Below are 25,396 nucleotides of genomic sequence, written 5' to 3' on the forward strand. Positions count from 1 at the left end.
TTGAGCAGTTTTATAAACTAACACGCAAAAAAATACCGCTAACAATGAATCGTTAGCGGTATTTTAGTATTGGTACCGGTGGTCGGACTTGAACCGACACGCTTTTAAAGGCAACGGATTTTGAATCCGTCATGTCTACCAATTCCATCACACCGGCGTGTTAGGTGATAAAGTTTGTTTAAAAACTAAAAATTATCGAATTGGGCTACAGGGTTAACTGTATAGGCTGCGTATTATAACAGCCTATTTTTAGCCGTCAAGAATTATTTATGATAATTGCGTATTAATTAACTCAGTACTAATTAATTTATCCGACAAACGCACGTTCAACCGCATAATCTGCCTGTACGCCCATACGCGGTGAGACAGTAAGACCAAAATCATCTAAAATCGCTGAAACTTCCGCATTGAATGGCATGCTACCGCAGATCATCACACGGTCATCTTCTTTATTCATCGGTGGTAAACCAATATCTTCGAACAGTTTGCCTGATTTCATTAAATCGGTGACGCGCCCAGTATTTCTGAACTCTTCACGTGTGATAGTCGGATAGTAGATGAACTTTTCGCGGTACCATTCGCCAAAGATTTCGTCATTTGGCAGCTCGTTTTCAAACATATCTTGATAAGCCAAATCATCAATGTAACGTACACCATGTACCAAAATGATTTTATCAAAGCGCTCATAAACTTCAGGGTCACGCGCCAATGCTAAGAACGGCGCAAGTCCAGTACCAGTTGATAGCATATAAAGGTGTTTACCCGGCAATAAATCGTCAAGCACTAACGTACCTGTTGGTTTTTTGCTGACCAATAGCTCATCGCCGACTTTGATATGCTGTAAGCGTGAAGTCAATGGGCCGTCTTGAACTTTGATAGAAAAGAATTCTAAATGCTCTTCATAGTTAGGGCTAGCAATCGAGTAAGCGCGCAGTAATGGTCTGCCATCGATAGCGAGACCAATCATCGCAAACTCACCATTACGAAAACGTAAACCGTCATCGCGCGTGGTTTTGATGCTGAATAGAGCGTCATTCCAGTGATGAACCTCTGTGACCGTTTCGGTGCGAAGTTTTGACATAAAGTCCTCGTTAATAGATTACTGACTACATTATTAGGTTTAAATGAGTATTAAATTAAAATTTTCAACGGTGAATCCAATATTCTAAAAATACCTGCTGTTTTTAATAATTATCAAAATAATTATAAAGACAGCTATCGCGACTGCTCATGATATAAATCTTAAACCTACTAGGCTTATCCGACTTGGGCATCATGGGTCTAAGAGCATCATGAGTCAAGCAAACAGGCTGTGTTATAAATATCGCTATTTTAACATTATTATAAGCGTTATACGGGGCTGGGAATGCCTGCAAAGTCTATGTATAGAGACGCTAGCATATGAATGCAAGCGATTCTCAACAAATTCACCGCTCATAATACCAAACTTTAAAATAAAAATCCGCTAAGTGGCTCTGAGCGGGCATGATAAAATAGAATATCGTTAGTAAATAATTTTGTATGATTGGATGAGACCGTTTTATAGTCAGTCTGTTTTATTGTATAAATCTGTTTTGAATAGACAAATTGTCACTATTGGCAAGTTTTTTTGGAGATTTTTTATGTCAGGTGACAATATGGTAGAGGGCGATAAGTCAGAGAGCAATGCGTTAGAGGGCAATGTGTCAGAAGGTTATCACCATGCGCCAATTATTGGCTACCATCGCGCGCCACTATCACAGAAGTTTGGGGCGCCAAGACAGCCAAATCTGGTGGCACTGACAAGTGTGATTGAGATGCTAGCGCCTTACGACACACCAGCCGCGTTTGTCGGATTAGAAGCGTTTAGTCATATTTGGCTTAGCTGGCAGTTTCATCATAACTTTATAAATAAAAACGGCCATGCAAATAAAGCCAGTCATGCAAGTAAAAACGGCCATATCAATAAAGCGGATAGCAGTTTTCGCGCGCAAGTACGACCACCACGGCTAGGCGGTAATGAGAAGATAGGCGTGTTTGCCAGTCGCAGTATGTATCGACCTTCAGGTTTAGGGCTGTCTGTGGTTAAACTTCAACGGGTTGAGGTAGTAGAAGGCCGCGTATTACTTATCATTAGCGGTGCTGATATGATTGATGGTACGCCAATTATCGATATCAAACCCTATGTGGCTTATAGCGATGCTGTTGATGATGCAGAGAGTGGCTTTGCGCCAACTGCACCAACACTGCTGAATGTGACAATGACTGAATCTGCTTACGAGCAGTTTATGGCTTTGATTAATGTAGAGCAGGTTAATGTAGAGCAATCTGATAAAGCTAATAATAAAAATAATGACACAAATAGTGGTACGGAAAATGCTGCATTACTTTTTATAGATTCAATGAATTCAATAAACTTAACAAATTCGCTAAACTCAAGAGATGGGCTTGTCCACAAGGTGCAAAAGCAATTGCTGGAATCTGATATCGACTCTATAAAAGCCTTAATCGCGCAAGATCCACGTCCAGCCTATCGCCGTACGGAGATAAATACACCTTTTATCATGCGCTATAAGTCTGTGGATGTGAGTTTTCAGTTGCTAGAATCAGGGCAGCTACAAATAATGGCAGTTGTAGAAGTGAATGAGACCTTGTAGGGTGCTCTTTAAGCACCACTTACCGATAATAAAAGAAGAAAAATATGTCCGCTCAGCAGTATTCGATAGTGATTGATTTACGTTGGTGTCTTGATGAACTATTGGCAGATAGGGTGATTGACCAGCGTGGCTATAATTTGGTGATTACTAGTCGCCGTGATAAGGCGCAGCATCCGCTACTGACGATTAGTGAATTTGGTTTGCCAAATGGTCATGCGCTTGATAATAAGCCTGAGAATAAATTAACACTGGCATGGCTCAATCAATGGCTGGCAGCCAAAGCAGATATGCCAATCGTGCGTATTGACCCGTTAAAGGTTGATGTGCCGGCAGTGACGCAGCTGATGTCTTTTGAGTATGCGCGCTTGCAGCATATTTTGCCGATTGAAGTGACGCTTGATGAGGTAGTTATCGGTACCGATCAGCCGTTTTATACGGATTGGCACTCAAATATCGAAAAAATCATCAAATCTAAAAGCTATCGTACGGTCTATATTAATCCTGAGCAGATTAATCGTTATCGGCAAGAGTTCTATCAAGTCACGCAAGCGATTGCCGGGGCGAATAGTATCCATAAGCGTGCGGCAGCTGATGTGACCAATGTTGAAGCCTTATTACAACTGGGCGACAATACCAATCCAGATGCCAACGATCAACATATCGTCAAAGTCGTCGATTGGTTACTGCAGTATGCCTTTGAGCAGCGCGCGAGTGATATTCATTTAGAGCCGCGCCGTGAGACGGGAAAAGTGCGCTTTCGAATTGATGGCGTGCTGCATACTGTTTATGAGATGCCACTGGCGATTATAGTAGCGGTGACCGCACGTGTTAAAATTTTAGGACGTCTTAATGTCGCAGAAAAACGCAAACCGCAAGATGGTCGCCTAAAGACACGTACCCATAACGGGATGGAAACCGAGCTGCGTCTGTCTACCATGCCGACTGCTTTTGGCGAAAAGCTGGTCATGCGCGTATTTGACCCAGAAGTGTTGGTGCGCTCGTTTGCTCAGCTTGGTTTGTCGGGTAAGCAGCTTGAGACTTGGCATGAGCTGACGGCACATCCAAACGGCATTATTTTGGTCACCGGTCCGACGGGTTCTGGTAAAACTACCACCTTATACAGTACGCTTAAGCAGCTAGCGACGGAGCAGGTCAACGTCTGTACTATCGAAGATCCTATTGAGATGATTGAGCCAGCCTTTAACCAAATGCAGGTCAATGCAGGCGTGGATTTGCACTTCGCTGATGGTATCCGCTCCTTGATGCGTCAAGACCCAGACATCATTATGGTCGGTGAGATTCGAGATGCTGAAACTGCTAATATGGCAGTGCAGGCATCCTTAACTGGACACTTGGTACTCTCGACTTTGCATACCAATGATGCGCCCAGTTCAATCACTCGCTTACACGATTTAGGGATTCAGCCGTTTTTGACTTCGGCAACTATCTTGGGCGTGATGGCGCAGCGCTTGTTACGTACATTATGTCTACATTGCAAGCAAGCAGTTGATGTTACGCCAGATAGCGAGATAGCTATTCAGTGGCAGGAGTTGGTACAGCCTTGGCGCGCTGCTGTGCCAGCACAAATTTATACGGCGCAGGGCTGTGAGCACTGTCGCCATACAGGTTATCAAGGCCGTGTCGGTCTGTACGAGATCATGCCATTGTCGAATGAACTAAAAAAGCTGGTAGCCGCTGATGCCAATTTGGATACGCTCAAACAACAAGCGTACCGAGAAGGCGTGCAACCATTGCGCCTATCTGGGGCGAAGCGCATTAGTGAAGGGGTGACGACCATAGAAGAGGTGATGCGCGTTGTGCCGTTGCATTGATTACATTAAAAATCAGCTTTGATCAGTACGTGTCTAAAGCACACTTGAAAAATACTCTTTTCACTGCAATTAACACTAGTACAACTTGAATGCTTTATCCGAATATTTTTTGTCTGCAAAATTACTATAACTTATCTAAAAAATTACTATAACGAGATTGTTTATGTTTACTGATAGCCACTGCCATCTAAACCGTCTGGATTTAACAAAGTATGATGGTCAATTATCCGGCGCGATAGCTGCTATGAAAGAGGCCAATGTCACCCGTGCGATGGCAATTATGTGTGATTTTGCTGAATATGATGAGATTGCCAATATCGTCAGCACCTACGGTGATGAAACCTTAAATTTAGGCATGAGCGTGGGCATCCATCCTTGTGAAGATATTGGCGTATTGCAATCAGCGACGGTCGAGCGTTTGCTAGAGACCGCTGACGCTGAGCACGTTTGGGCAATAGGGGAGACGGGGCTGGATTATTACTGGTCGACAGAAAATAAAAAAGAGCAACAAGCAAGCCTTGCGCGTCATATTCATGCCAGCCAAAGTTTGAAGAAACCGCTGGTCGTACATATGCGTGATGCCAAAGAGGACACTATCGATATCTTAAAAGCGGAAGGTGCAGAACATGGCATTATTCACTGCTTTACCGAAGATTGGGACACGGCAAAACGTGCGCTGGATTTAGGGTTTTATATCTCATTCTCAGGTATTGTTAGCTTTAAGAGCGCGCAAAATATTAAAGAGGCTGCGCAAAATATGCCTAGGGATAGAATACTTATCGAAACTGATAGTCCGTATCTAGCTCCTGTGCCAAAACGTGGCCGACCTAATGAGCCAGCATATGTTCCTTATGTCGCTAGCTGTATTGCCGATATGTATGGCTGTAGTAGCGATGAAGTCGGTGCACTGACTGCAAAAAACTTTGAAAATTTACTGGCACAGTATCATTAAAATCGTTATGCTATGACCAGTCAGTCATTAATTGTATAGTCCTATTACTGCGTAAAGAGCTATTAAGCTCTAAAACGTAAGCGTATGATTATCAATGACTATTAAGCAAACGTAAGCAATGTAAGCATAGCCACTATTTATATCATAGTCCCTTATAGCCCTTTATAGTCTTCGTGCAGTTCTCATACCGTCATTGCCGACTCACTATCTATCGCACTGTCATAGCAATAGGGTCATATGCTTAGTCTTGTCAGGTTTTAGGAGAGGTTATGAGTCGTCAACATCAGTTTAAAGCTCGCGAAGAGAATATCTTAGCGATGGCTGAACAATTATTACTTGAGTCAGGCGACGGTGATATCACTTTAGACAGTTTGGCCGATCAATTGGATTTGGCAAAAGGTACGCTATATAAGCATTTTTCGAGTAAAGATGAGCTTTATTTACGTATTATCATTCGTTATGAAGAGCAACTTTTTGAGATAAATCGTATTGATGATTGCCCGTCAGCAGGGATTGCGCGAATGATATTTCAGCAACTGTTCAATCCCCAAAAAGCCATGCTGCTCAATCAAATAGAGGAACGTTTGGCTGCTTCGGTGACCGGTCTCAACCGTCTATTCGGTGAGCTATACGATATTCGCCGCCAGCGTATGAAGCGTTTGCTCGATATAATCAGTATTTATCTAAAAGATGAGCGTAGCAGCTTAAGCACCCGTGATTATCTGTCCTCCATTTGGGCGATGGGTCAAGGTGGAGCAGGACTGTTGAATTCCAGTTTCTATCAGCGTTATTTAGGTCGTCGTGATACTTTACGTTATGTTTTTGTGCAGCAAATGCTTGAATTGCCCAGTCATTACCCAGCTGATGAGATAGATCAACATGCATTGGATGAGGACATGCAAGAGTTGGTTGAGCAAATTGAAACTGAATCAGAAGAACATCGTAATGCGACTTACTGATAGGGTGTACTTTTACTGATAGCATAGATTAAGATTGGTAGGTTGTAAGAATTGCTTTTATAATTTTTAAAAGTAACTTGCCAATTTTTAATCATGTTGATTTGATCTTTTTATGATTATGCTGAAAAATGACCTAGGTTTATAATAATTACTTCTTACTCCCATTCTACGTATTATATTGTTGATAGTAGGTACACCATGCCGATCACTGCCAAGACTCAGTCCAGCTCAGTGGTCGAGCACGCTTTTTGCCCCACAAAAAGTAAGCTAACTAATCTAAATAATGACACAGCTATAAAATTCAGTCATCGCTGTTGTCAGACTCCTAAGCATTTTCAAGAAAGCTGTTCGCAAAAAAAACAGCTCCAAGAAAACCATCACCGAGCACTTTCTAATCGAGTAATACCTAGTCGAATACTTCCCACAAAGTTCGCATTATCAAACTTACCACGTTCGCAAACAGGCTTTACCTTGGTTGAAATCATGGTAGTCATGGTTATTCTGTCTATATTCGCTGGCATGATTGCTGTGTCAGTCGGTAGTAGTGAATCCAGAAAAAACCGCGCCTTTTATGAGCATCTTACTGACTCATTAAGTTATGTCAGACTACTGGCAGCTGAGCGTATGCAGCCGATGGGTCTGAGCTTGCAAGCAGACAAGCAAGGTCAAGTGACGCCCGTCATTATGAGTTTATCAAACCCTTATATCAGCTATCAGACCCAATCAGTAACGCCAAGTAACGGTGATAGTACGCCCAAAAACTCAATGGAGTTGTCTGCAGACTTGTCCGGTATGTCAGGGGCTAATGGAGAAAGTCAACCAACTCCTAGCTGGGAGCTGGAATCGGAAGTCACGTTGCCAGAAATGCCAGCTGGGGTCAGCTTAAGCATTCAAAGTCTGCAGGCGAATAATGCGTCAGGGCTAGAGTCTGCCCAAACTTTACAACCTTGGTTTAATGGCCAAGTAGTGCCGCAAGTATTGTGGTTTGGTACTGGGCAGGCAACTCCTGTCACGATTGAGGTGCGTCATCAGTCGCGATTAGTCGGAGAAGTCATCACTATTATGCCGGATGGCAGTATGACTATAGGGCAGGGGCTGTAGCAGATGACGAAGAAATATAATTATAAGTACAAACCAACAACACATATTAAAAATCGTAGCGCATATCAAATTCCATTTTCAAAGCGTGAGGGTGGGTTTACACTGATTGAAGTGATGGTGGCACTCGCCATATTAGCAGTGGTCGCCGTTGCCGCTAGCCGTGCCAGTAGTGCATATCTGAACTCGGTTGAGGTATTACGTACGCGTACGCTTGCACACTTTGTGGCACAAAACGCCGCGGCTGATTTGCGGATTCAAGAGTCGTGGTTGACGGCCAATAGCACGCAAACGATGGATGCCCAAGGCCGCGCGTGGCAAGTAGCCATGACTGTCAATAGCACTTTGACGCCAGCGTTAAAGGAAGTGAATATCAGTGTTGCCCCTATTATCGATGGGCAAGTGCGCTCAGCGGTAACGGATATCAATGTGATCCTAGGCAATGCAGAGCAAGACGTCGGTAGTTTAGATTTGGGTAGCTTAAATCCAAATGGAGGCAACCCGTGAGGCAGCAGCGCGGCTTTACCTTACTTGAGCTCATGGTAGCGATGGTGATATTTGCGATGCTTGCGGTCGCAGGGTGGCAAGTATTTGATGGGGTCAACCGTGCTCGCGAACGGGCGCAGTTTCATGCCGATCAGCTGGCGGTCTTACAGTATGCGTATTTGCAATTGCAACAAGATATGGGTCAAGTCCTTGCTTATCAAGCACCTTCTACGCAAAATAGTAGCGCGAACGGCTCCAACCTGAACGCCAATACCAATGGCAACACTAATGGCAATGATACTAATAGCGCTCAAGACTCTATAGCTGCTGAACCCTTTATGAGCTTAGATGGTGAGCAGCTTAGCTTTGTGCGTTTTGCTGATCCTGATCCACGCTACCAAACCAGTCCAAGCTTGCAGCGTGTTGACTATATCTTTGCAGATGAGCGTCTTATCCGTCGACAATACAACAGTATCCAAGGTGGGGCTGATAGCGTCAGCTTAGATACGGTGCTTCTTAACGGTGTCACAGCAGGGCGCTGGCAGGCCTACTTACCTGAGGTGAGTAATAATTTCCCTAGCGCAGATAACCAATTTGGTAATAATGAGAACAATAATAGCGATAACTCTGCTATTGATAAGCCGGAAACTGTCTTACTTCCTAAAGGGGTAGGGATGAGTTTTACTTATCAAGATATGCCGATTACTTGGCAATGGGCCCTCGCACCACAATCTCTACCAAATAATAGCAATAGCGGTGCTGGTAATGAGAATAACAACGGCAATAATGAAAATAACTCTGATAACATGACAAATGGTCAATAATAGGAGGCGCTTATGACAATGACAGCAGACTCCCAGCGCGGTGTGGCACTATTGACCATTTTACTTTTGGTTGTCAGTATTACAGTAGTAGCAGGTGCAATGCTTGCTAGTCAGAAAATCGCCATTCGCCGCAGTGGCTTATTGTTTAATCAAGATCAACTACTACAAGACATCGAGGCCGGTCAGCAGTTAGCAATTACCATTATTCGCGCTGATGATAAGCTGAATGATACCGATAGCGCACAAGATATTTGGGCACAGCCGATGCCGCCTTATACTTTAGGGGTGCATAGCATCACTATGGAGCTACGTGATGAGGCTAGCCGCTTTAACATCAATAATCTTTATCATGATGGCACAGCCGATACCAATGCATTAGCGGTGTTTCAGCGTTTATTGACACAGTTAAATCTAGAGCCTGAAATTGCTATTGCGGTGCTTGATTGGCAAGATGCAGACAACGAAGTCTATAACGATGGCGGTGATGAGAGTGTCTTATATAGCCAGTCAGCAAGTAGCAGCGCCAATAAAACTCTGCCCAATCAGCCATTGGTTAGTATAGACCAGCTCCAAGAAGTACGCGGGGTCAGCGCTGAGACCTTGGCAATCTTACGACCGTATATTACCGCAGTGCCTTACTTTTTACCTACCAATGTCAATACGGCAAGCCCTGTATTGCTCGCTGCGCTGATGGATGAGGTGACCCCAAAACAAATGCAAACGCTGACAGATCTGCGTGCACAACAAGTATTAGCATCTGTTGATGATCTATGGCAATTGCCACCGTTTATTAGTATGGGCACTGAAGAGCGTAAAGGAATGGACTCATTATTAGCGGTGGATACTCGAGCATTCAGAGCTCTTATCACCGCCACTGATAGCACCGGTGTAGGTGCAGCACGGCAACGTTTTGCGACAGTATTAATTAGCAAAACGAGCGCTAGCAGCGACGATGATAGGGATGATAATAACAATGGCAACAATAACAATGCTAGTGAAAGCAATAATAATGAGGCTAAGACAGTAGAAGTAATATCACAGCGCTTATGGGCATTCCGTCCTAGCTTTTAATGACTAATACCATTAATGAGAAGCAGCTAATGCATTATCAATCATTTAATGCACTATCAATCATTAAGCTGAGTTTCTTCGCTCGATTTCCAGTTATAAGCACCATAAAATAGCATTTGTGCTTGACGGGTACAATTGTGTAGCATCAGCTGTTTTTTATCTTCAATTTCTGCTGAATCAACTTCATCGTCATGCTCTTCAGAATAAGTCAGCTCTAACCAATCGATAATCCAAGAGAAAAACATATTAACCCCCGCCTCAGCGAGCAACCGGCGGTCATAAGCATTGATATGAGTAAAAGCAGGCTGTAAAGCTAGATCTTCTCCTAGTATTTTCCCATGCATCTTTATCAGATCGCTAATAGCTTTACGGACAGCTTCTGAGCCACCAAAGCGTTCACTGACCAAAAACTGCCAATAACGTGGCTGCGCGCTCACGGTTTGTAAAAATAGCTGAATACTCTTGGCAATCTGACGATCAAAACTGCGTTTACGGCCAATCTGTAGGCCATCACGCAACGTAGCAAGCGTACCACCTAACTCTTCAACAACTAATGCCTCGCCCAACGATTCCATACCATCAAAATGGCGGTAAAATGCGGTCGGCACCACGCCAACCTCACGAGTTACTTGTCTAAGACTGATAGAGCTAAAAGATTGCCCAGTGATACATAAGTCTAGCACTGCATTAAAAAATGCGCGCCGAGTTTGAAGCTTTTTTTGTTCGCGACTGCTCATAATATTTCAAAATTACCTAATAGATGTTTATCATACTCATTTCAACGCAAAAATACGAATGAAATCCCTAGTTATGATGGATAAGATGGATATTGGATGGTGAATTTACTAGACCATCGTACCCCAATGACCTTGCAACTCCTGCGCCAACCTATAAGCTTCATGATCGTTCATGCCAGTAATAAAATCTAAAATATTTAGAATGTTATGATAAATATTATCGGATAGTACCCGCCGATGCTCATCAAGATGCGGCTGTAGCAAGCTTAAGAGGCGCTGCTGCTCAAACGGTTTTGGTGCGTCCGCAAGGGCTGTCCAAGCCAGTGGCATAAATGCATCAAGGAGACGATGCAAGCATTGATTGGCCATCAGCTCCATACGTACTTTACTGGGATGATTAAATATTTGTTCGCGGGCCAACTGCTTGGCTTGGGTAATGCCATTTTGTACAGTGGGCTCGCAATGATTAAATAAGCTACCTGTGAGTGTGCCAGCAAGCATAGCGCTAGAGTTGGCAACAAAGGCATCGGTTACCGTATTAACCAAGCGCATCATGGCCCGAGCACGTAGAGCTGCTAGCTGTTGTCTGACGGAAACTTGCGGTGGCAAAGCGATAGGCAATGCAATGGTATCAGAGCGTTCACCGATCAGCTCATAAAGGATGGCTGCTACATCGCTATAACTCAGCATGTTTAGATGAATACCATCCTCTAAGTCTATCAATGCATAGCAAATATCGTCTGCCGCTTCAAGTAGATAAGCGAGTGGATGACGCGCAAAGCCATCATGCTGCTGCGAGCGCGGCAAATGCAAACAGTCTGCCAATTGCTCCAACTGCGCAGCTTCACTATAAAAGCAGCCAAATTTCTGCACGTTGGTCGTCGGTAAGTTTTTGTTAACATCCTCATTCTTCTGGTCGCTGTTTATTGAATTGCTATGCGTTGCTAGCCACGGATACTTCATAAACGCGCCCAAAGTTGCGCAGGTCAGACGCATACCGCCCTTATCTGGATGATGCTCATTACGCGCTAGCAGTCGAAACCCTTGTGCATTGCCTTCATAAGCCAGCAAGTCCAATTGCTCATTGCTGCTCAAATGCTGCAAGATTGGTTGACGATCTGGATGAATAAACCAATCACGGATAGCATACTCACCAGCGTGACCGAAAGGTGGGTTGCCGATATCATGGGCAAGGCATGCTGCTTGTACAATCACCCCGACATCAGCTGGCGACACGCCTGCTGGCAGTCCGTTATCCAGTTTGTCATGCAATTTTTCTGCTGCCATTATCCCTAGCGAGCGTCCAATACAAGAAACCTCAAGCGAATGAGTTAAGCGCGTATGGATACCTAGTTGATTGGTGAGTGGGTGAACTTGGGTTTTTTGATTCAGCTGACGAAAGGAATGTGAAAATACCAAGCGATCGTAGTCTTTATGAAAGGAGGAGCGAGCACTGTCTTGGATAGGTGCTTTTTTCACACTGCCTAAACGCTGTGCGGTAAATAATTGTGCCCAATGATCGGCTGGAGTCTGTGGCTTCTTAAAATGAGCGACCATAATCTATAATCCATTATTTATTATCGTTTTTTAAAATATGCATTGTAAAAATGTGCGATGTTTTTCAGCGCTGGTTAAATCAGTATAATAAAAAAAGCCAGCACAAAGGCTGACTTTTGGTTGTTCTATGCTAAGACTGTGTAAGCAAGGTATCAAGTAAAAGAAATACTTAAACCATCAGAAGGCTTATACGTTAAAGCGGAAATGCATCACATCGCCATCTTGTACGATATAAGTCTTACCTTCTAGACGTGATTTGCCTGCAGCAGCTGCGCCTTTTTCGCCATTGTATTCAATAAAGTCATCATAAGCGATTACTTCAGCACGAATAAAGCCTCGCTCAAAGTCTGTATGAATCACGCCAGCTGCTTGAGGAGCTGTAGCGCCCACTTCAACGGTCCAAGCGCGTACTTCTTTAACGCCAGCGGTAAAGTAAGTCTGCATATCAAGCAAGTCATAACCACCGCGAATCACTTGGTCTAGACCCGCTTCTTCCATGTTCATCTCGGCCAAAAAGTCTTTTTTATCATCTTCATCAAGCTGTGCGATTTCAGATTCAATTTGGTTACATAGAGCGATAACGATAGAATCTTCGCCAGTGGCATAGTTGCGCACGGCATCTAGATAAGGATTGTTCTCAAAACCATCTTCGCTGACATTAGCGATATACATAGTTGGTTTCAAGGTAATTAAACCATAACTTCTAATAAGCTTTTGCTCATCTCTGTCAAGATTGGCGGCGCGCGCGGCTTTACCTTCTGCTAATAATGGTTCGATTTTTTTGAACACATCAAGCATGGCCCCAGCATCTTTATCACCACCTTTGGCTTTTTTGGTTAAGTTAAATACCGCGCGCTCAACGGCTTCGAGATCAGCGAGTGCCAATTCAGTATTGATGGTTTCGATATCATCAATAGGGCTGACGCGACCATCGACGTGTACGACGTTGTCATCATCGAAACAACGTACCACGTGAGCAATCGCATCGGTCTCACGGATATTGGCTAGGAACTGGTTGCCCATGCCTTCGCCTTTTGACGCACCAGCGACCAGACCGGCGATATCGACAAACTCCATCGTCGTTGGCAATACGCGTTCAGGATTGACGATGTCAGCCAATTTCTTTAGGCGTGGATCTGGTACTGGCACGATACCAGTGTTGGGATCTTTGGTACAAAATGGAAAGTTTTCAGCGGCGATTCCCGCTTTAGTTAAGGCATTAAATAAAGTGGACTTACCCACGTTTGGTAGGCCGACGATGCCGCAGTTAAAACCCATAGTAGTTTCTCAATATAGTAATAAGACTGAATCCAACTCTTAAGCTAGTTTAGGCTATGGTTTTAGCCCAGCATTTTGCTTTCGCAAAGATTTAAGCTGAGCTAAAACGGTAGCCTATGATAATGATAGCTAGAAAGCTAAGAGTCAGATAGTTAATTGGTTTAATATGAAATAAAAATTGGCGCTATTGTAGCAAAAATTACCTGCCAACGGGCGTATAGATGTGCTAATTTTACTTCAACTCAACCACTCCAATCATGACACCCATCTCTTTTTTATCGTGTTTATCGATACTGGGTGCATATAATGCCGAAGCAATCCCGCCATCTAAAAATAGTGCATTCGGACAGCTTAAGTCATTTTTAAACAGCGATGCAAACTGATAAAACGTCACAGGCTCATTACTATTAACGAGACGTATACTGCCATCACTGCAAACACCTGCACCATTACGAAACTTGATTGAGTTGCTATCCGAGTTAAACTGCGGGTGTATCTCATCGTTGATGACTAGCATCGGCCCTGATTGCGTGGCATACCAAGGCTTAGCTTCGTCATTCTTAATCTGTTCATCTAAAGCGTTGCTTTCGGTAATTTGTACATTGCCAGATTTATCCCACCACATGACCCCATTAGGCAGTAAATGGAAATTGCCACCACCTTCGTTTAGGTTTAAGGCGCGAATCTCTTTACCTTTAATGACTGTATAACCAATCGGCGCGTAACTTTCGTTATACATGCCTGCATTCATAGCAAAATTAAGCGTTTGGTTAGTTGGTAATGTCGCTAATAAGTTATCAAAAGTAAGCAATGGCTGCGTATCGCCGGGCTGTTGCCAAAAAAGCTGTAGTGAATAACGTTCGCTATTTAACGCGTCAGCGTTAACGCTACAAATACTATAAGTAAATGGCGTATCTTGCGACTGACATGACCAGTTTTCTGTGTCGCTGTCAGACGCATCAGCGCCTATTGGTTGGCAAGCACTGACGCTTAACGCTAGCAGTGCTAATGATAAGGGTAAGGCAAAAACGAAACTTGGCATCAATTACTTATCTTTTGTAATATGGATATAATTTATAGACTTTTATTGCTGAGCACTTTTTAGCTACTGTTCAATCGCTAGTAGATGGAAATTCGCGAAAAGTATTGTTGACGTTGCCGATTAACTGTCCACCGCCAGTGATGCTAGCGAAGTTCCCAAGGCTCTGTTCCGTTGATGTGGTGGTTTCTCTACCTTTATCTCGTGAATCTTTATTATAAGCAATTAGGGCATCGTTATTTGCTAAAAAGCTATCAGGATTTGCCATGACCCACATCTGATTAAACACGTCCGCGCGGGCGCTACTATTAAGTAGGGCGCCTCTATCAGTGAAATAAAAGAATTTCGATAAAAGTTTTATCTGCCCGTCATCTAGACGACGCGCAATATGATAAGGCTGCAACTGACTCGGATGTTGTAGACCAACGGCACCGACGATATTAGAAAGTGATTTGAGCGTATTCTTATGAAAGCTTGCGACGCGCTCAGCTTTACTAGGCACATCGAGCGCCTTTTGACGATAGGGGTCTTGGGTCGCAACGCCTGTCGGGCAGGTGTTGGTATGACAAGAGCGCGACTGAATACAGCCAACGGCAAACATAAAGCCACGTGCTGAGTTACACCAATCTGCACCCAGTGCGATTAGGCGAGCAATGTCGAAGCCGGATACGATCTTACCACTGACGCCAAGCTTGATTTTGTCACGGATGCCAGCGCCAACTAAGGTGTTGTGTACCAATAAAAACCCTTCAACCATTGGCATGCCAACGTTATCCATAAATTCAACTGGTGCTGCGCCTGTGCCGCCTTCTGCGCCATCAATGACAATAAAGTCAGGATAGTTATCAGCTTCTATCATGGCTTTGACAATCGCCATAAACTGCCAAGGCTGTCCAATACATAGCTTAAAGCCGACTGGTTTGCTGCCCGACAACTCACGTAGCTGCTGCCAAAAAGTAACTAGCTCGCGCGGAGTGCTAAATGCCGTATGGGAAGAGGGCGAGACGCAATCTTGACCAGTAGGCACTTGACGCGTATCAGCAATCTCTTGGGTGATTTTTTCCGCTGGCAACACGCCACCTTTACCAGGCTTCGCCCCTTGAGATAGCTTAATCTCAATCATTTTTACTTGAGGGTCGACGGCTTTTTCGGCAAAAGACTGTGGATCAAAATTGCCATCATCATCACGGCAACCAAAATAACCGGTACCCAACTCCCAAATCAAATCGCCACCAAATTTACGGTGATAGGGGCTAATCGCACCTTCACCGGTATCATGGGTGAATCCGCCCATCTTAGCGCCTTGATTAAGCGCCATAATGGCGTTGGCAGATAAGCTCCCAAAGCTCATCGCTGAGATATTGAATACTGACATATTATGCGGCTGCTGACAACGTTCGCCACCGACCATGATGCGAAAATCTTGGTTTTCTAGAGGCTGGCTGACCGCCGACTGCAAAAACCATTCTTTACCGGGCGTATATAAATTATCCAACGTACCAAAGGCATTGGTATCACTGACGTTCTTGGCGCGTTGATAAACAAGGGCGCGCTGCTGGCGTGAAAACGGCACTTGCTCTTTATCGTTTTCTAACAAATACTGACGAATCTCAGGACGAAAGTCTTCAAGTACGTAGCGAATATGCCCCGCCACTGGATAGTTTCTCAAGATGGCATGCTTTGACTGTATGACGTCATAAATCCCCAAACATACTCCAAACCCGCCAAGAATAATCAGCCACCAATTCATCAATAATAGCCCTGCTAAAAACAGCAAGACAGCAGCGGCAAAAGTGCTGTAACGTAACAGCACACCGACTAAATAAGGCGAATTGGTTTTGGGTTCTGGGTTTAGATTGGTACGAGATTGGGGCATAACAACGCTCAACAGTAATATGTAAAGATTAAAAAGGCGAAGATGATTGAAAGAGAAAGTAGGTCAAAAGTCCACTCTTTTATCATCATTATCAAACACAGATAACGCGCTCAGATTTATCGCCTACATCATACACATATGATATCACTGCATAACGGTATTTGAGTAACAATGTGCTAATACTAGTATTCTGACATTGATATTATTAGGTGGTTTTAACAGATAACCTGCACCAATGTTTTATCGCCATCAATGGCTTTAAACTTATTATAAATTACAATCTACGCACAGCCTTCTCCCAACCTTAATGCAGACTCAAAGCCGATACTGATGCTGGTCACGACATTATTATCGACTTGATATTTAGTGCCAATTTTTTGCTCACTGCTTTGACCATTATCTTCATACCAATAGTAGAGAATAATATTCTCGTTTGGATTGCCGTAAGGGCTGTCTTCGACTTCAGGTTGTTGTCCTTGATGCTTAGCGTATAGTTGTTCAAGACTGTCACCTACCATAACCCCATAAGCAGATAAGATGTCTGTACTTGATGTACCTATTTCAACCACAGTATTGTCGATGATTATATAACCAGCAGCAGGATGAGCAGTGCTCTGAGCGCCGAAACAGCCGTCTAAATTTTCAGTGTTTTGAGTCAATATCTGTGGGTTAAAGTCAGAACCGAGCTTTATATTGTCGAAGCTGTTTTTAGTAAACGAACCAGAAGGTGTGATATCAGTAGTAGTGCGGTCATCGACCTTAACTTTGGTATCTATATCGGTGATAGTATCTGGCGGTGGCGCACAGCTGGTTAAACCTAGGAGTAGAGCGGTCATCACTACTATCATTCGGTGCGAGCTAGCATATAGAGTCATCGTTATATCCTTATTCACTAACATCAGTCACTAATATCAGTTACCAACGTCATATTCTGGAATCATAGTCAGATCTGTAGTGACATCAATTTGATAATTATAAGTATGTTTTTCACATTAATAATACCATTAGTAACGCTATCTGACTGAGCAGTAAAGTAGTAGCGTAATAGTTAAAAAGTGTTGAACACAGGCTCATATTGTTTATCAGTGATTTCTTATATTCTAAGCACCATTTCCAATCCGCTCAGCCAATTCCTGCAACTTAGGCACAATTACCGCTGCATAGTCGTCGCTTTGCCAATTAGCACTCGGAACGCTGGCATTGAGTGAATAGGCATACTGTCCAGTGGCAACATCAAATACCCCAACGGCTACTGCTAATATATCACTAGAAAACTCGCCGTCAGACAACGTATAACTGTACTTCTTATAATATTCTGCTGACTGATTTAACGCTGTTTGCGCATGGCTGTAATCTGTGTCAGATAAATTATTTTGCAAGTGAGAGCTAATGACCGCTTGTCTGGTTGGTAAGCTTGCCGCATAGAACGCACGTCCAATAGCGGTTCGTGCGACGGGGACCGCTGAGCCTACTTGTAGATTCACGGATAGGCGAGCAGGGCTACGGCAGCAAGCTAAGTAGCGCATTTCACCTTCGATTTCTGTCGCCAAGTTTACTGAGACTTCATTTTGAGCAGCAAACTGACGGAGTAATGGCTCGGCAAACGCGACCACATCATGACGACTCCATGCCGTCGCACTTAGTCGTACCGCGCTACTACCCAATTCGTACTGACCGTGTATCGTCGTACGCAAAAACCCAAGCGTAGTTAAGGTATAAATTAAGCGTGTAACAGTCGCCTTTGGCAGTTCTGTCATTTGACATAATTGCTGGTGACTTAGCTGATCTTGATGTTCAAATGCAGCAAGTAGGGTTAAGCCACGGCCAAGGGCAGTGACAAATTGCCGATCATCTTCCTCTTTGCTTCGAATAAGCGTCGCACCCATTCGATCTAGTAAAGGCATAGTTGCTAGTGATTTTCTTATCATTTTTTGACCATATATATTTAAAAGGGTTTACAAGAAGAATAAATTTTGCTTAAATGGTTTATATTATGAAACTAAGTTTCGCACAGCGGAACATGTAAGTCAATTACTAGTTGCATTAACCAAATCAATCATTATCGTCGGTCAGGATGACTGACACCAAGGAGATCCACATGGCAACATCTACTCGCCCAAGTTTTGATTGGGAAGATCCTTTTTTATTACGTGGTCAGTTAACCGATGAAGAGCGTATGGTCAATGACAGCTCACGTCAGTTTTTTCAAAAAGAGCTAATGCCTGGCATTATTGAAGCCAATCGCCATGAGAACTTTGATCGCAACATTATGCGCCAAATGGGCGAGATGGGCTTGCTTGGTGTGACGATCGAGGGTTACGGCTGTGCTGGCTTGTCAAGCGTGGCTTATGGTTTGATTGCTAAAGAGGTTGAAGCAGTAGATTCTGGTTATCGTTCAGCGATGAGTGTGCAGTCAAGTTTGGTTATGCATCCTATCCATGCCTACGGTACTGAAGAGCAAAGAGAGAAGTACCTACCTAAGCTTGCAACTGGCGAGTATGTCGGTTGCTTTGGTCTGACCGAGCCAGATTCAGGTTCAGATCCTGCGTCAATGTCGACTCGTGCGCGCGCTGTCGATGGCGGTTATGAGCTGACTGGTAATAAAATGTGGATTACTAACAGTCCTATCGCTGATGTGTTTGTCGTTTGGGCAAAAGATGATGCAGGCGACATTCGTGGCTTTATCTTAGATAAAGGTATGAAAGGCTTATCAGCACCGAAGATCGAAGGTAAGTTCTCACTTCGTGCTTCAGTCACTGGTGAAATCGTCATGGATAAAGTATTTGTCCCTGAAGCCAATGCTTTCCCAGATATCCGTGGTCTTAAAGGTCCGTTTGGCTGTTTAAACAAAGCCCGTTATGGTATCGCATGGGGTGCAATGGGCGCAGCTGAGTTTTGCTGGAAAGGCGCACGTCAGTACACGCTAGATCGTAAGCAGTTTGGACGTCCACTAGCAGCAACGCAGTTGGTACAGTTAAAGCTTGCTAATATGCAAACTGAGATTGCTCTTGGTTTACAAGCGGCACTACGTGTGGGTCGTTTGATGGACGAAGACAATGCAGCGCCTGAGATGATTTCATTAATTAAGCGTAATAACTGCGGCAAGGCATTAGATATCGCTCGTGTTTCTCGTGATATGCACGGTGGTAATGGTATCTCTGATGAGTTCCATATCATTCGCCATGTTATGAACTTAGAAGCGGTGAATACTTATGAAGGTACGCATGATATCCATGCACTTATCCTAGGTCGTTCGCAGACTGGCATTCAAGCGTTTTATTAATCTAAAGCATTCAATAGTTTTTGATTAAAGTACAACTCAGTATAGATTTTCAACGACTAACGTACGTTACTGTTTAGCCTTTAATATAGCGCTTAACATTAGCGTGCGTTTTTTTATAAGTTGAAATAATGGTATATGAGCAAGCTTAAAATAATAGATATCTCAATGTTTCTAAAAGGTAAGGGAATATCATGAGTACAACATTACAACCTTCTAATGCACAAGACGATGTTGATAATGCACCACGGGCAGCATTACAGGGTATCAAGGTATTAGATTTATCGAGAGTATTGGCAGGTCCATCTTGTACGCAAGTTTTAGCAGATCTTGGCGCAGAAGTTATCAAGGTTGAACGTCCTGGCATCGGCGATGAAACTCGCCACTGGGCCCCGCCAAAATTCAGCGATGACACTTCTGCCTATTATGCGACTATTAACCGCAATAAAAAATCGCTCACTGTTGATATTACTAAACCTGCAGGACAAGTCATTATCAAGCAGTTAATCGCTGATAGCGATATCGTGGTGGAAAACTTTAAGGTTGGCGGTCTTAAGAAATATGGCTTGGATTACGATAGCTTGAAACAAGACAATCCGCGCCTGATTTATGCGTCATTGACAGGTTTTGGACAAACGGGACCAGATGCTAAGCGTCCAGGTTACGATTATATTATTCAGGGCTTATCAGGACTGATGAGTATCACTGGTCCTAGTGATGGTGAACCGCATAAGGTTGGCGTTGCCGTTGTTGATTTATTTGCAGGCTTGCAGCTCACGATTGGTATCCAAGCGGCACTATTAGCGCGTCAACATAACGGACTTGGGCAGCACGTTGATGTGGCGCTACTCGATAGTGCGCTGGCAATGTTAGCCAATGTCGGTATGAATCATTTAGCGTCAGGAACTGTACCGCCAAGACTGGGTAACCAGCATCCTAATATCGTGCCTTATCAAGTGTTTGCAGGTCAGAGTGAAGAGCATTTCATTTTAGCATGTGGTAATGACAGTCAATTTGCCAAACTTTGTGAAGTGCTAGGAGTCGATTGGCATACCGATATTCGTTTTATGACCAATCCTGCACGAGTTGCAGAGCGTGATCTATTGTGTGATGAGCTGGCTAAGAAGTTTGCTGAGCACCCGCGTGCGTATTGGTTGGAGGTTTTAGATCAGGTAGGTATTCCGTGCGGTGCTATTCATAATATCGCTGAAGCCTTAGCAATGCCGCAAGCACAAGCACGTGAGATGATTGTTGATTTCGCCGCGCAAGGCAGTCCTGTAAAAGCACTTGGTAGTCCTATTAAGCTTTCAGGGTCTCCCGTCACTTATCGTACGCCGCCACCAAAATTAAGCGAGCATACTGACAGCACGCTTGCAGATCTTGGTTATGATAGTGAGATGATAGCGAAGCTTAAAGCTGATGGAATTGTTTAGTTAGAATTAGTCAAAATAGTAAACAGGGAGTTGCTGGATGCTATTTTGAGTATTCTGTTTTTTGAGGCGTTTTAAGTTTAAAAGCTTATAAACCAAGGTCTTTAGGTGAAAGCTGTTGGAAAAACTAGGCTGAATGCGAAGGTATAAAGCCTAAGCGCTGTTCAATTTGTTTAGCTAATTCAATAAGGACAGCACTAACTTCGGCACGCTTAGATTCATACTCTACCTGCAAAAAGCTGACCGCCATGCCAGCGACTGCAGTGCCAGATGCGTTGCGAATATAAGTACCCAAGCAATACATACCCTCGCGTAGTTGCCCATCATCCAATGAGATACGACTGCTATGAATAGCGGTCAGCTCGTCAGATAGACTAGCAAAATTATCTACACCATTTGGGGTTATTGGTTTAGGAAAGTCGCTTTCGTATAGTGTCTCGATGGTGTCCATAGATAAGGTGGAGAGCATAGCCTTGCCGGTCGCTGAAAATACCGCTGGTACGCGCACCCCAGCACGGAAGGTAAAACCGAGTGGGGCAGGCGCTTCATGACAGGCCAAAAATACGACCTCGCCTAAGTCTAGCTTGGATAGGGTGACAGTATGTTGTAGGAGCGCCGGATATTGTACGATTAGATCTTTAAATAACTGTATGACCCCCTGCTGCTGCTCATATTTGCCCGCCCAATACATTAAGTATGATCCTAGATGAAAGCGATTCTCAGTATCTTTATAAATGACATGCTTGGTCAGTAGACTTTGTAGAATATTATGAGTTGAGCTACGAGGAAGCTCTAGTTCTTTAGCGATATGTGCTGCTGTTAAAGGCTGAGAGCTGGCCGTAATCAAGTCTAAAATCTGGAAGGTTTTATCTAACGCAGGAACGGCGGTCGAGCTCATAAGTAACCTATAAAAGTAAGTAGAAGTAGAAGGGTATAAAAATAAAGCTTTAAATAGTCAGGAAAATGATAATAGGGGTTGCAAAGTGTATCCTATCATTCTTATAATGATGTCTCATATATAGAATTGATGTTCAGTATATTGAACAACGTAACAGTTATCAATAATTATTTATAGATAGAAAGTCGTATCCAAACGATGCCTTTATTTATTATTACAAACACGCAATCAGCCTAATCGACAAGGAGTGTCAACATGTCACAACTGCCACAGTCTACGCTAAAGCTATCAAACCCAGACCTACTCAAACAACATTGCTTGATTAAAGACGGATGGCATGCCGCCAGTGATGAGGCAACTATTGAAGTGAGCAATCCTTTCAACGGCGAAGTCATTGGTAGTATTCCAAGCCTGACGACCGATGATGTCAACGATGCGGTTGCTGCTTCTCATGAAGCACAAATCACTTGGGCGGCCAAAACCCCAAAAGAGCGTGCTGAGCTACTACAAAAGTGGGCAGACCTCATCGATGCCAATAAAGAAGATTTGGCTATCATTATGACCGCTGAACAAGGCAAGCCTTTAAATGAATCACGTGGTGAAGTTGGCTATGCCAATAGCTTTATCCGCTGGTTTGCCGAAGAAGGCAAGCGTGTTTACGGTGATGTTATCCCTGCTAATCAATCACAACTGCGCCATGTCATCCTAAAACAGCCTGTTGGTGTCTGCGCGGCCATCACGCCTTGGAACTTTCCAGCGGCGATGATTACTCGTAAAGCAGCGCCTGCATTAGCGGCAGGCTGTACGATGATTATTAAACCTGCGACCGAAACCCCATTTTCTGCGTTAGCGCTTGGCGCTTTGGCGGAGCAAGCTGGTATTCCGGCAGGCGTTATCCAAGTGGTCACTGGTAAATCATCTGTCATCGGCGACATCCTAACCGGTGATGCTCGCATTCATAAGCTATCGTTCACAGGCTCTACCGAAGTCGGTCGTACTTTGATGGCTCAATGTGCGCCAACTATCAAAAAACTGTCATTAGAGCTAGGTGGTAATGCGCCCTTCATCGTCTTTGATGATGCCGATCTTGAAAAAGCCGCTGAAGGCTTGATTGCTTCTAAATATCGTAACGCTGGTCAAACCTGTGTTTGCGCCAACCGTGTCTATGTTCAAGACAGTATCAAAGATGCATTTTTAGATGTATTCGTCAAAAAAGTGGCTGAGTTGAAAGTGGGTAACGGCTTGGAAGAGGGCGTTGATATTGGCCCTCTGATTAACAAAAAAGCGTTAGAAAAAGTGCAAGCACTACTCAAAGATGCATTAGATAAAGGCGCGACGCTCATTGCTGGAGGCAGCACTAACAGCGCATCGGAGCTGACCTACAATCCAACGGTCATCACTGATCTTAGTAGTGATATGGATATTGCTCACGAAGAAATCTTTGGTCCTATCGCAACTATCTTTACCTTTAAAGATGAAGAAGACGTCATTCGTAAGGCCAACGACACTATCTACGGCTTGGCCGCTTACTTCTATAGTGGCGACTATGCACGCTCATGGCGTGTGACTGAAGGCCTTGAGTACGGCATCATCGGCCATAATACGGGTTTAATTTCTACCGAAGTCGCACCATTTGGTGGCGTCAAGCAATCTGGATTTGGTCGTGAAGGATCAAAATATGGCATCGAAGAATATGTTGTAACCAAATACTGGTGCTCTGATATTAGCTAATAGCCTAGCTAATTGGTTCAATATTTAGTTTTAAGCCTTCAGTTGATCAAATAAGTTGTTCGACTGAAGGTTAATTAGATAAATCACTACTCAATAACCGCCACTTAATAACTGGCACTTATGTTAAAAATAAAGAAAAGGACATTTCTATGACTACTACCAATCAATCATTGTTTGAGCGCCGTAAAGCTGTTTTACCAACAGGGCTTGGGGTTGCGTTTCCTATTTTTGCAGAAAAAGCAAAGAACTCAGAAGTTTGGGACGTTGAAGGCAATCGTTATATCGACTTCGTTGGTGGTATTTCAGTATTGAATACTGGTCACAGCCATCCAAAAATCACTCAGCGTGTGCATGAGCAACTAGATAAGTTCACCCATACTGCGGCGCAAATGATCAACTACGAATGCTACGTGGATCTTGCTGAAAAACTTTGTGAAAAAGCCCCTATCAGCGGTGAGAAAAAAGCTTTCTTCTTAACCACTGGTGCTGAAGCGGTTGAAAACTGTATCAAGATTGCACGTGCTAAAACGCGTCGTCCAGGTGTGATTTCTTTCGTTGGCGGTTGGCATGGTCGTACCTTAATGTGCATGAGCCTAACGGGTAAAGTATTGCCATACAAAAAGAACTTTGGTCCTATGCCAGGTCCTGTGTTTCATGCGCTATTCCCTGCTGAAGAGCTAAATGTTACAGAAGCTCAAGCACTGCATAGCCTTGAGATGATCTTCCAAGCGGATATTGATCCTAGTGAAGTGGCCGCGATGATTATCGAGCCAGTACAAGGCGAGGGTGGCTTCCATCAAGTAACGCCTTCATTTGCTAAATCTTTACGCGACATCTGTGATGAGCACGGCATCGTCCTAATTTTTGATGAAGTACAGTGTGGTTTTGCTAGAACAGGTACTTTATTTGCAAGTGAGCAGTTAGGCGTTGAGCCTGATTTGATGACCAGTGCCAAGAGCTTGGCTGGTGGTTATCCTATCTCTGCGGTCATTGGTCGTGCTGATATTATGGATGCCCCTCAAGTAGGCGGTTTAGGTGGTACTTATGCTGGTAACCCACTTGCTTGTGTAGCAGCGTTAGCGGTTATGGAAGTGATTGAAGAAGAAAACTTACTTGAGCGTAGTGTGGAGATTGGCGACAAAATTGAAGCATTCTTAAAGGGCTTAAACCTTAGCAGTATTGGTCATATCCGCCATAAAGGCGCGATGCTAGCTTTTGAGCTAATCGACAGCGAAGGCAAGCCTGATACTGATGCAACGGCTAACCTAAAAACCAAATCTTTCGAGCAAGGATTATTATTAGCATCTTGTGGAATGCACGGCAACGCCATTCGTGTGATGGTACCGCTAACAGTTGAAGATGAAGTCCTACAAGAAGGTCTTGATATTATTAAGGGTATTCTAACTGCTTAATTTTTATTAAGTCTTAGCTATTTTACATTAGACAATATATTATGCGTTGTAGCACTATTAATTAGACTTATTAGTTTGATTAAAATTTAAGATGTCAATGTAGTAGTCAAGGTCTACCTCGACTTCGGAGCACTAGCTCTGAGTATAAGCTCTGCAACGGCGTCTTGTAAATCAAGACGCCGTTGCTGTTTTTGAGGTTTGAGAAACTTCAATAATCAAAAATGTTTGTTGGAGACGGTACTCAATAAGTACGTTGTTTGAATAGAATAATAGGTAGGTTTAACCTATAAATCAAAGTCA

The 25,396-nt window shown here is 43.7% G+C and carries 21 protein-coding genes and 1 tRNA gene; 12 read left to right on the forward strand and 10 right to left on the reverse strand.

The features are described from left to right. Positions 1–70: 70 nt before the first annotated feature. Together AK823_RS04280 and AK823_RS04285 are read right to left on the reverse strand one after the other, a co-directional pair. Positions 71–157, reverse strand: a tRNA-Leu gene (locus AK823_RS04280). Between the two features lie 150 nt (positions 158–307). Further along, on the reverse strand, positions 308–1,081 hold the full coding sequence (locus AK823_RS04285) for a ferredoxin--NADP reductase (RefSeq protein WP_068326542.1): 774 nt from the start codon (positions 1,079–1,081) through the stop codon (positions 308–310). Between the two features lie 556 nt (positions 1,082–1,637). Here AK823_RS04285 and tsaA point away from each other — a divergent pair. From tsaA to gspK, 8 genes are all read left to right on the forward strand, one after another. Beyond that, positions 1,638–2,636 (forward strand): tRNA (N6-threonylcarbamoyladenosine(37)-N6)-methyltransferase TrmO, encoded by a 999-nt coding sequence (gene tsaA / locus AK823_RS04290; protein WP_068330135.1) that lies wholly within the window; start codon positions 1,638–1,640, stop codon positions 2,634–2,636. Positions 2,637–2,680: 44 nt separating this feature from the next. Continuing rightward, entirely contained in the window at positions 2,681–4,468 is a 1,788-nt protein-coding gene (locus AK823_RS04295) for a GspE/PulE family protein (RefSeq protein WP_068326546.1), read from the forward strand. A 163-nt stretch (positions 4,469–4,631) separates the two neighbouring features. Continuing rightward, positions 4,632–5,420, forward strand: a complete 789-nt coding sequence (locus AK823_RS04300; protein WP_068326549.1) for a TatD family hydrolase — start codon at positions 4,632–4,634, stop codon at positions 5,418–5,420. Between the two features lie 269 nt (positions 5,421–5,689). Then, positions 5,690–6,379, forward strand: coding sequence for a TetR/AcrR family transcriptional regulator (locus AK823_RS04305; protein WP_068326551.1), 690 nt, complete (start codon positions 5,690–5,692; stop codon positions 6,377–6,379). A gap of 198 nt (positions 6,380–6,577) precedes the next feature. Next, complete coding sequence (locus AK823_RS04310; RefSeq protein ID WP_082785633.1) at positions 6,578–7,480, forward strand: prepilin-type N-terminal cleavage/methylation domain-containing protein; 903 nt, start codon at positions 6,578–6,580, stop codon at positions 7,478–7,480. A 3-nt stretch (positions 7,481–7,483) separates the two neighbouring features. Then, entirely contained in the window at positions 7,484–7,984 is a 501-nt protein-coding gene (gene gspI / locus AK823_RS04315; RefSeq protein ID WP_068326554.1) for a type II secretion system minor pseudopilin GspI, read from the forward strand. Beyond that, complete coding sequence (gspJ, locus tag AK823_RS04320; protein ID WP_068326557.1) at positions 7,981–8,787, forward strand: type II secretion system minor pseudopilin GspJ; 807 nt, start codon at positions 7,981–7,983, stop codon at positions 8,785–8,787. Before gspI ends, gspJ begins: the two co-directional genes overlap by 4 nt. Before the next feature lie 12 nt (positions 8,788–8,799). Then, positions 8,800–9,858 carry a type II secretion system minor pseudopilin GspK gene (gspK, locus tag AK823_RS04325; RefSeq protein ID WP_228138909.1) on the forward strand — a complete coding sequence of 353 codons (1,059 nt, stop codon included), beginning with the start codon at positions 8,800–8,802 and terminating at the stop codon, positions 9,856–9,858. 56 nt (positions 9,859–9,914) lie between these two features. Here the strand turns inward: gspK and AK823_RS04330 are convergent, their stop codons facing one another. The 7 genes from AK823_RS04330 to AK823_RS04360 all read right to left on the reverse strand — a co-directional run bounded on the left by AK823_RS04330 (position 9,915) and on the right by AK823_RS04360 (position 18,273). Further along, on the reverse strand, positions 9,915–10,595 hold the full coding sequence (locus AK823_RS04330) for a TetR family transcriptional regulator (protein WP_068034913.1): 681 nt from the start codon (positions 10,593–10,595) through the stop codon (positions 9,915–9,917). Between the two features lie 108 nt (positions 10,596–10,703). Then, entirely contained in the window at positions 10,704–12,152 is a 1,449-nt protein-coding gene (locus tag AK823_RS04335) for a deoxyguanosinetriphosphate triphosphohydrolase (RefSeq protein WP_068326560.1), read from the reverse strand. 186 nt (positions 12,153–12,338) lie between these two features. Further along, a complete protein-coding gene (gene ychF, locus AK823_RS04340; protein ID WP_068034915.1) occupies positions 12,339–13,430 on the reverse strand; it encodes a redox-regulated ATPase YchF in 1,092 nt (363 codons plus the stop codon). A gap of 232 nt (positions 13,431–13,662) precedes the next feature. After that, positions 13,663–14,472: a phosphodiester glycosidase family protein gene (locus AK823_RS04345; RefSeq protein ID WP_068326562.1), complete on the reverse strand. Its 810-nt coding sequence runs from the start codon at positions 14,470–14,472 to the stop codon at positions 13,663–13,665. 70 nt (positions 14,473–14,542) lie between these two features. Then, on the reverse strand, positions 14,543–16,345 hold the full coding sequence (locus AK823_RS04350; RefSeq protein WP_068326565.1) for an FMN-binding glutamate synthase family protein: 1,803 nt from the start codon (positions 16,343–16,345) through the stop codon (positions 14,543–14,545). Positions 16,346–16,626: 281 nt separating this feature from the next. After that, positions 16,627–17,220 carry a hypothetical protein gene (locus AK823_RS04355; RefSeq protein WP_068326567.1) on the reverse strand — a complete coding sequence of 198 codons (594 nt, stop codon included), beginning with the start codon at positions 17,218–17,220 and terminating at the stop codon, positions 16,627–16,629. A 225-nt stretch (positions 17,221–17,445) separates the two neighbouring features. Beyond that, on the reverse strand, positions 17,446–18,273 hold the full coding sequence (locus tag AK823_RS04360) for a helix-turn-helix domain-containing protein (protein WP_068326569.1): 828 nt from the start codon (positions 18,271–18,273) through the stop codon (positions 17,446–17,448). A gap of 170 nt (positions 18,274–18,443) precedes the next feature. Between AK823_RS04360 and AK823_RS04365 the strand changes: the two genes are divergently transcribed. Beyond that, the gene (locus AK823_RS04365) at positions 18,444–19,628 is read left to right on the forward strand and encodes an acyl-CoA dehydrogenase (protein ID WP_068034925.1); all 1,185 of its coding nucleotides are present in this window, start codon (positions 18,444–18,446) and stop codon (positions 19,626–19,628) included. A 191-nt stretch (positions 19,629–19,819) separates the two neighbouring features. Then, entirely contained in the window at positions 19,820–21,058 is a 1,239-nt protein-coding gene (locus AK823_RS04370; RefSeq protein WP_068326572.1) for a CaiB/BaiF CoA-transferase family protein, read from the forward strand. 124 nt (positions 21,059–21,182) lie between these two features. Here the strand turns inward: AK823_RS04370 and AK823_RS04375 are convergent, their stop codons facing one another. Next, positions 21,183–21,953, reverse strand: coding sequence for an IclR family transcriptional regulator (locus AK823_RS04375; RefSeq protein ID WP_068326575.1), 771 nt, complete (start codon positions 21,951–21,953; stop codon positions 21,183–21,185). Positions 21,954–22,208: 255 nt separating this feature from the next. On the opposite strand from AK823_RS04375, the gene AK823_RS04380 reads away from it, so the two are divergent. Together AK823_RS04380 and gabT are read left to right on the forward strand one after the other, a co-directional pair. Further along, positions 22,209–23,684 carry an NAD-dependent succinate-semialdehyde dehydrogenase gene (locus AK823_RS04380; protein WP_203226574.1) on the forward strand — a complete coding sequence of 492 codons (1,476 nt, stop codon included), beginning with the start codon at positions 22,209–22,211 and terminating at the stop codon, positions 23,682–23,684. 149 nt (positions 23,685–23,833) lie between these two features. Next, positions 23,834–25,096: a 4-aminobutyrate--2-oxoglutarate transaminase gene (gene gabT, locus AK823_RS04385; RefSeq protein WP_068326578.1), complete on the forward strand. Its 1,263-nt coding sequence runs from the start codon at positions 23,834–23,836 to the stop codon at positions 25,094–25,096. The last annotated feature ends 300 nt before the right edge of the window (positions 25,097–25,396 follow it).

It is taken from the genome of Psychrobacter sp. P2G3 (genome assembly GCF_001593285.1).
Lineage (GTDB): Bacteria > Pseudomonadota > Gammaproteobacteria > Pseudomonadales > Moraxellaceae > Psychrobacter.

Coding starts and splice junctions, on each gene's coding strand:
- AK823_RS04345 (WP_068326562.1), bottom strand. CDS start 14,472: ATGCCAAGTTTCGTTTTTGCCTTACCCTTATCATTAGCACTGCTAGCG.
- gspK (WP_228138909.1), top strand. CDS start 8,800: ATGACAATGACAGCAGACTCCCAGCGCGGTGTGGCACTATTGACCATT.
- AK823_RS04380 (WP_203226574.1), top strand. CDS start 22,209: ATGTCACAACTGCCACAGTCTACGCTAAAGCTATCAAACCCAGACCTA.
- AK823_RS04300 (WP_068326549.1), top strand. CDS start 4,632: ATGTTTACTGATAGCCACTGCCATCTAAACCGTCTGGATTTAACAAAG.
- gspI (WP_068326554.1), top strand. CDS start 7,484: ATGACGAAGAAATATAATTATAAGTACAAACCAACAACACATATTAAA.
- AK823_RS04375 (WP_068326575.1), bottom strand. CDS start 21,953: ATGAGCTCGACCGCCGTTCCTGCGTTAGATAAAACCTTCCAGATTTTA.
- AK823_RS04355 (WP_068326567.1), bottom strand. CDS start 17,220: ATGACTCTATATGCTAGCTCGCACCGAATGATAGTAGTGATGACCGCT.
- AK823_RS04330 (WP_068034913.1), bottom strand. CDS start 10,595: ATGAGCAGTCGCGAACAAAAAAAGCTTCAAACTCGGCGCGCATTTTTT.
- AK823_RS04370 (WP_068326572.1), top strand. CDS start 19,820: ATGAGTACAACATTACAACCTTCTAATGCACAAGACGATGTTGATAAT.
- AK823_RS04365 (WP_068034925.1), top strand. CDS start 18,444: ATGGCAACATCTACTCGCCCAAGTTTTGATTGGGAAGATCCTTTTTTA.
- ychF (WP_068034915.1), bottom strand. CDS start 13,430: ATGGGTTTTAACTGCGGCATCGTCGGCCTACCAAACGTGGGTAAGTCC.
- AK823_RS04295 (WP_068326546.1), top strand. CDS start 2,681: ATGTCCGCTCAGCAGTATTCGATAGTGATTGATTTACGTTGGTGTCTT.
- AK823_RS04310 (WP_082785633.1), top strand. CDS start 6,578: ATGCCGATCACTGCCAAGACTCAGTCCAGCTCAGTGGTCGAGCACGCT.
- AK823_RS04360 (WP_068326569.1), bottom strand. CDS start 18,273: ATGATAAGAAAATCACTAGCAACTATGCCTTTACTAGATCGAATGGGT.
- AK823_RS04305 (WP_068326551.1), top strand. CDS start 5,690: ATGAGTCGTCAACATCAGTTTAAAGCTCGCGAAGAGAATATCTTAGCG.
- tsaA (WP_068330135.1), top strand. CDS start 1,638: ATGGTAGAGGGCGATAAGTCAGAGAGCAATGCGTTAGAGGGCAATGTG.
- AK823_RS04350 (WP_068326565.1), bottom strand. CDS start 16,345: ATGCCCCAATCTCGTACCAATCTAAACCCAGAACCCAAAACCAATTCG.
- gabT (WP_068326578.1), top strand. CDS start 23,834: ATGACTACTACCAATCAATCATTGTTTGAGCGCCGTAAAGCTGTTTTA.
- AK823_RS04285 (WP_068326542.1), bottom strand. CDS start 1,081: ATGTCAAAACTTCGCACCGAAACGGTCACAGAGGTTCATCACTGGAAT.
- AK823_RS04335 (WP_068326560.1), bottom strand. CDS start 12,152: ATGGTCGCTCATTTTAAGAAGCCACAGACTCCAGCCGATCATTGGGCA.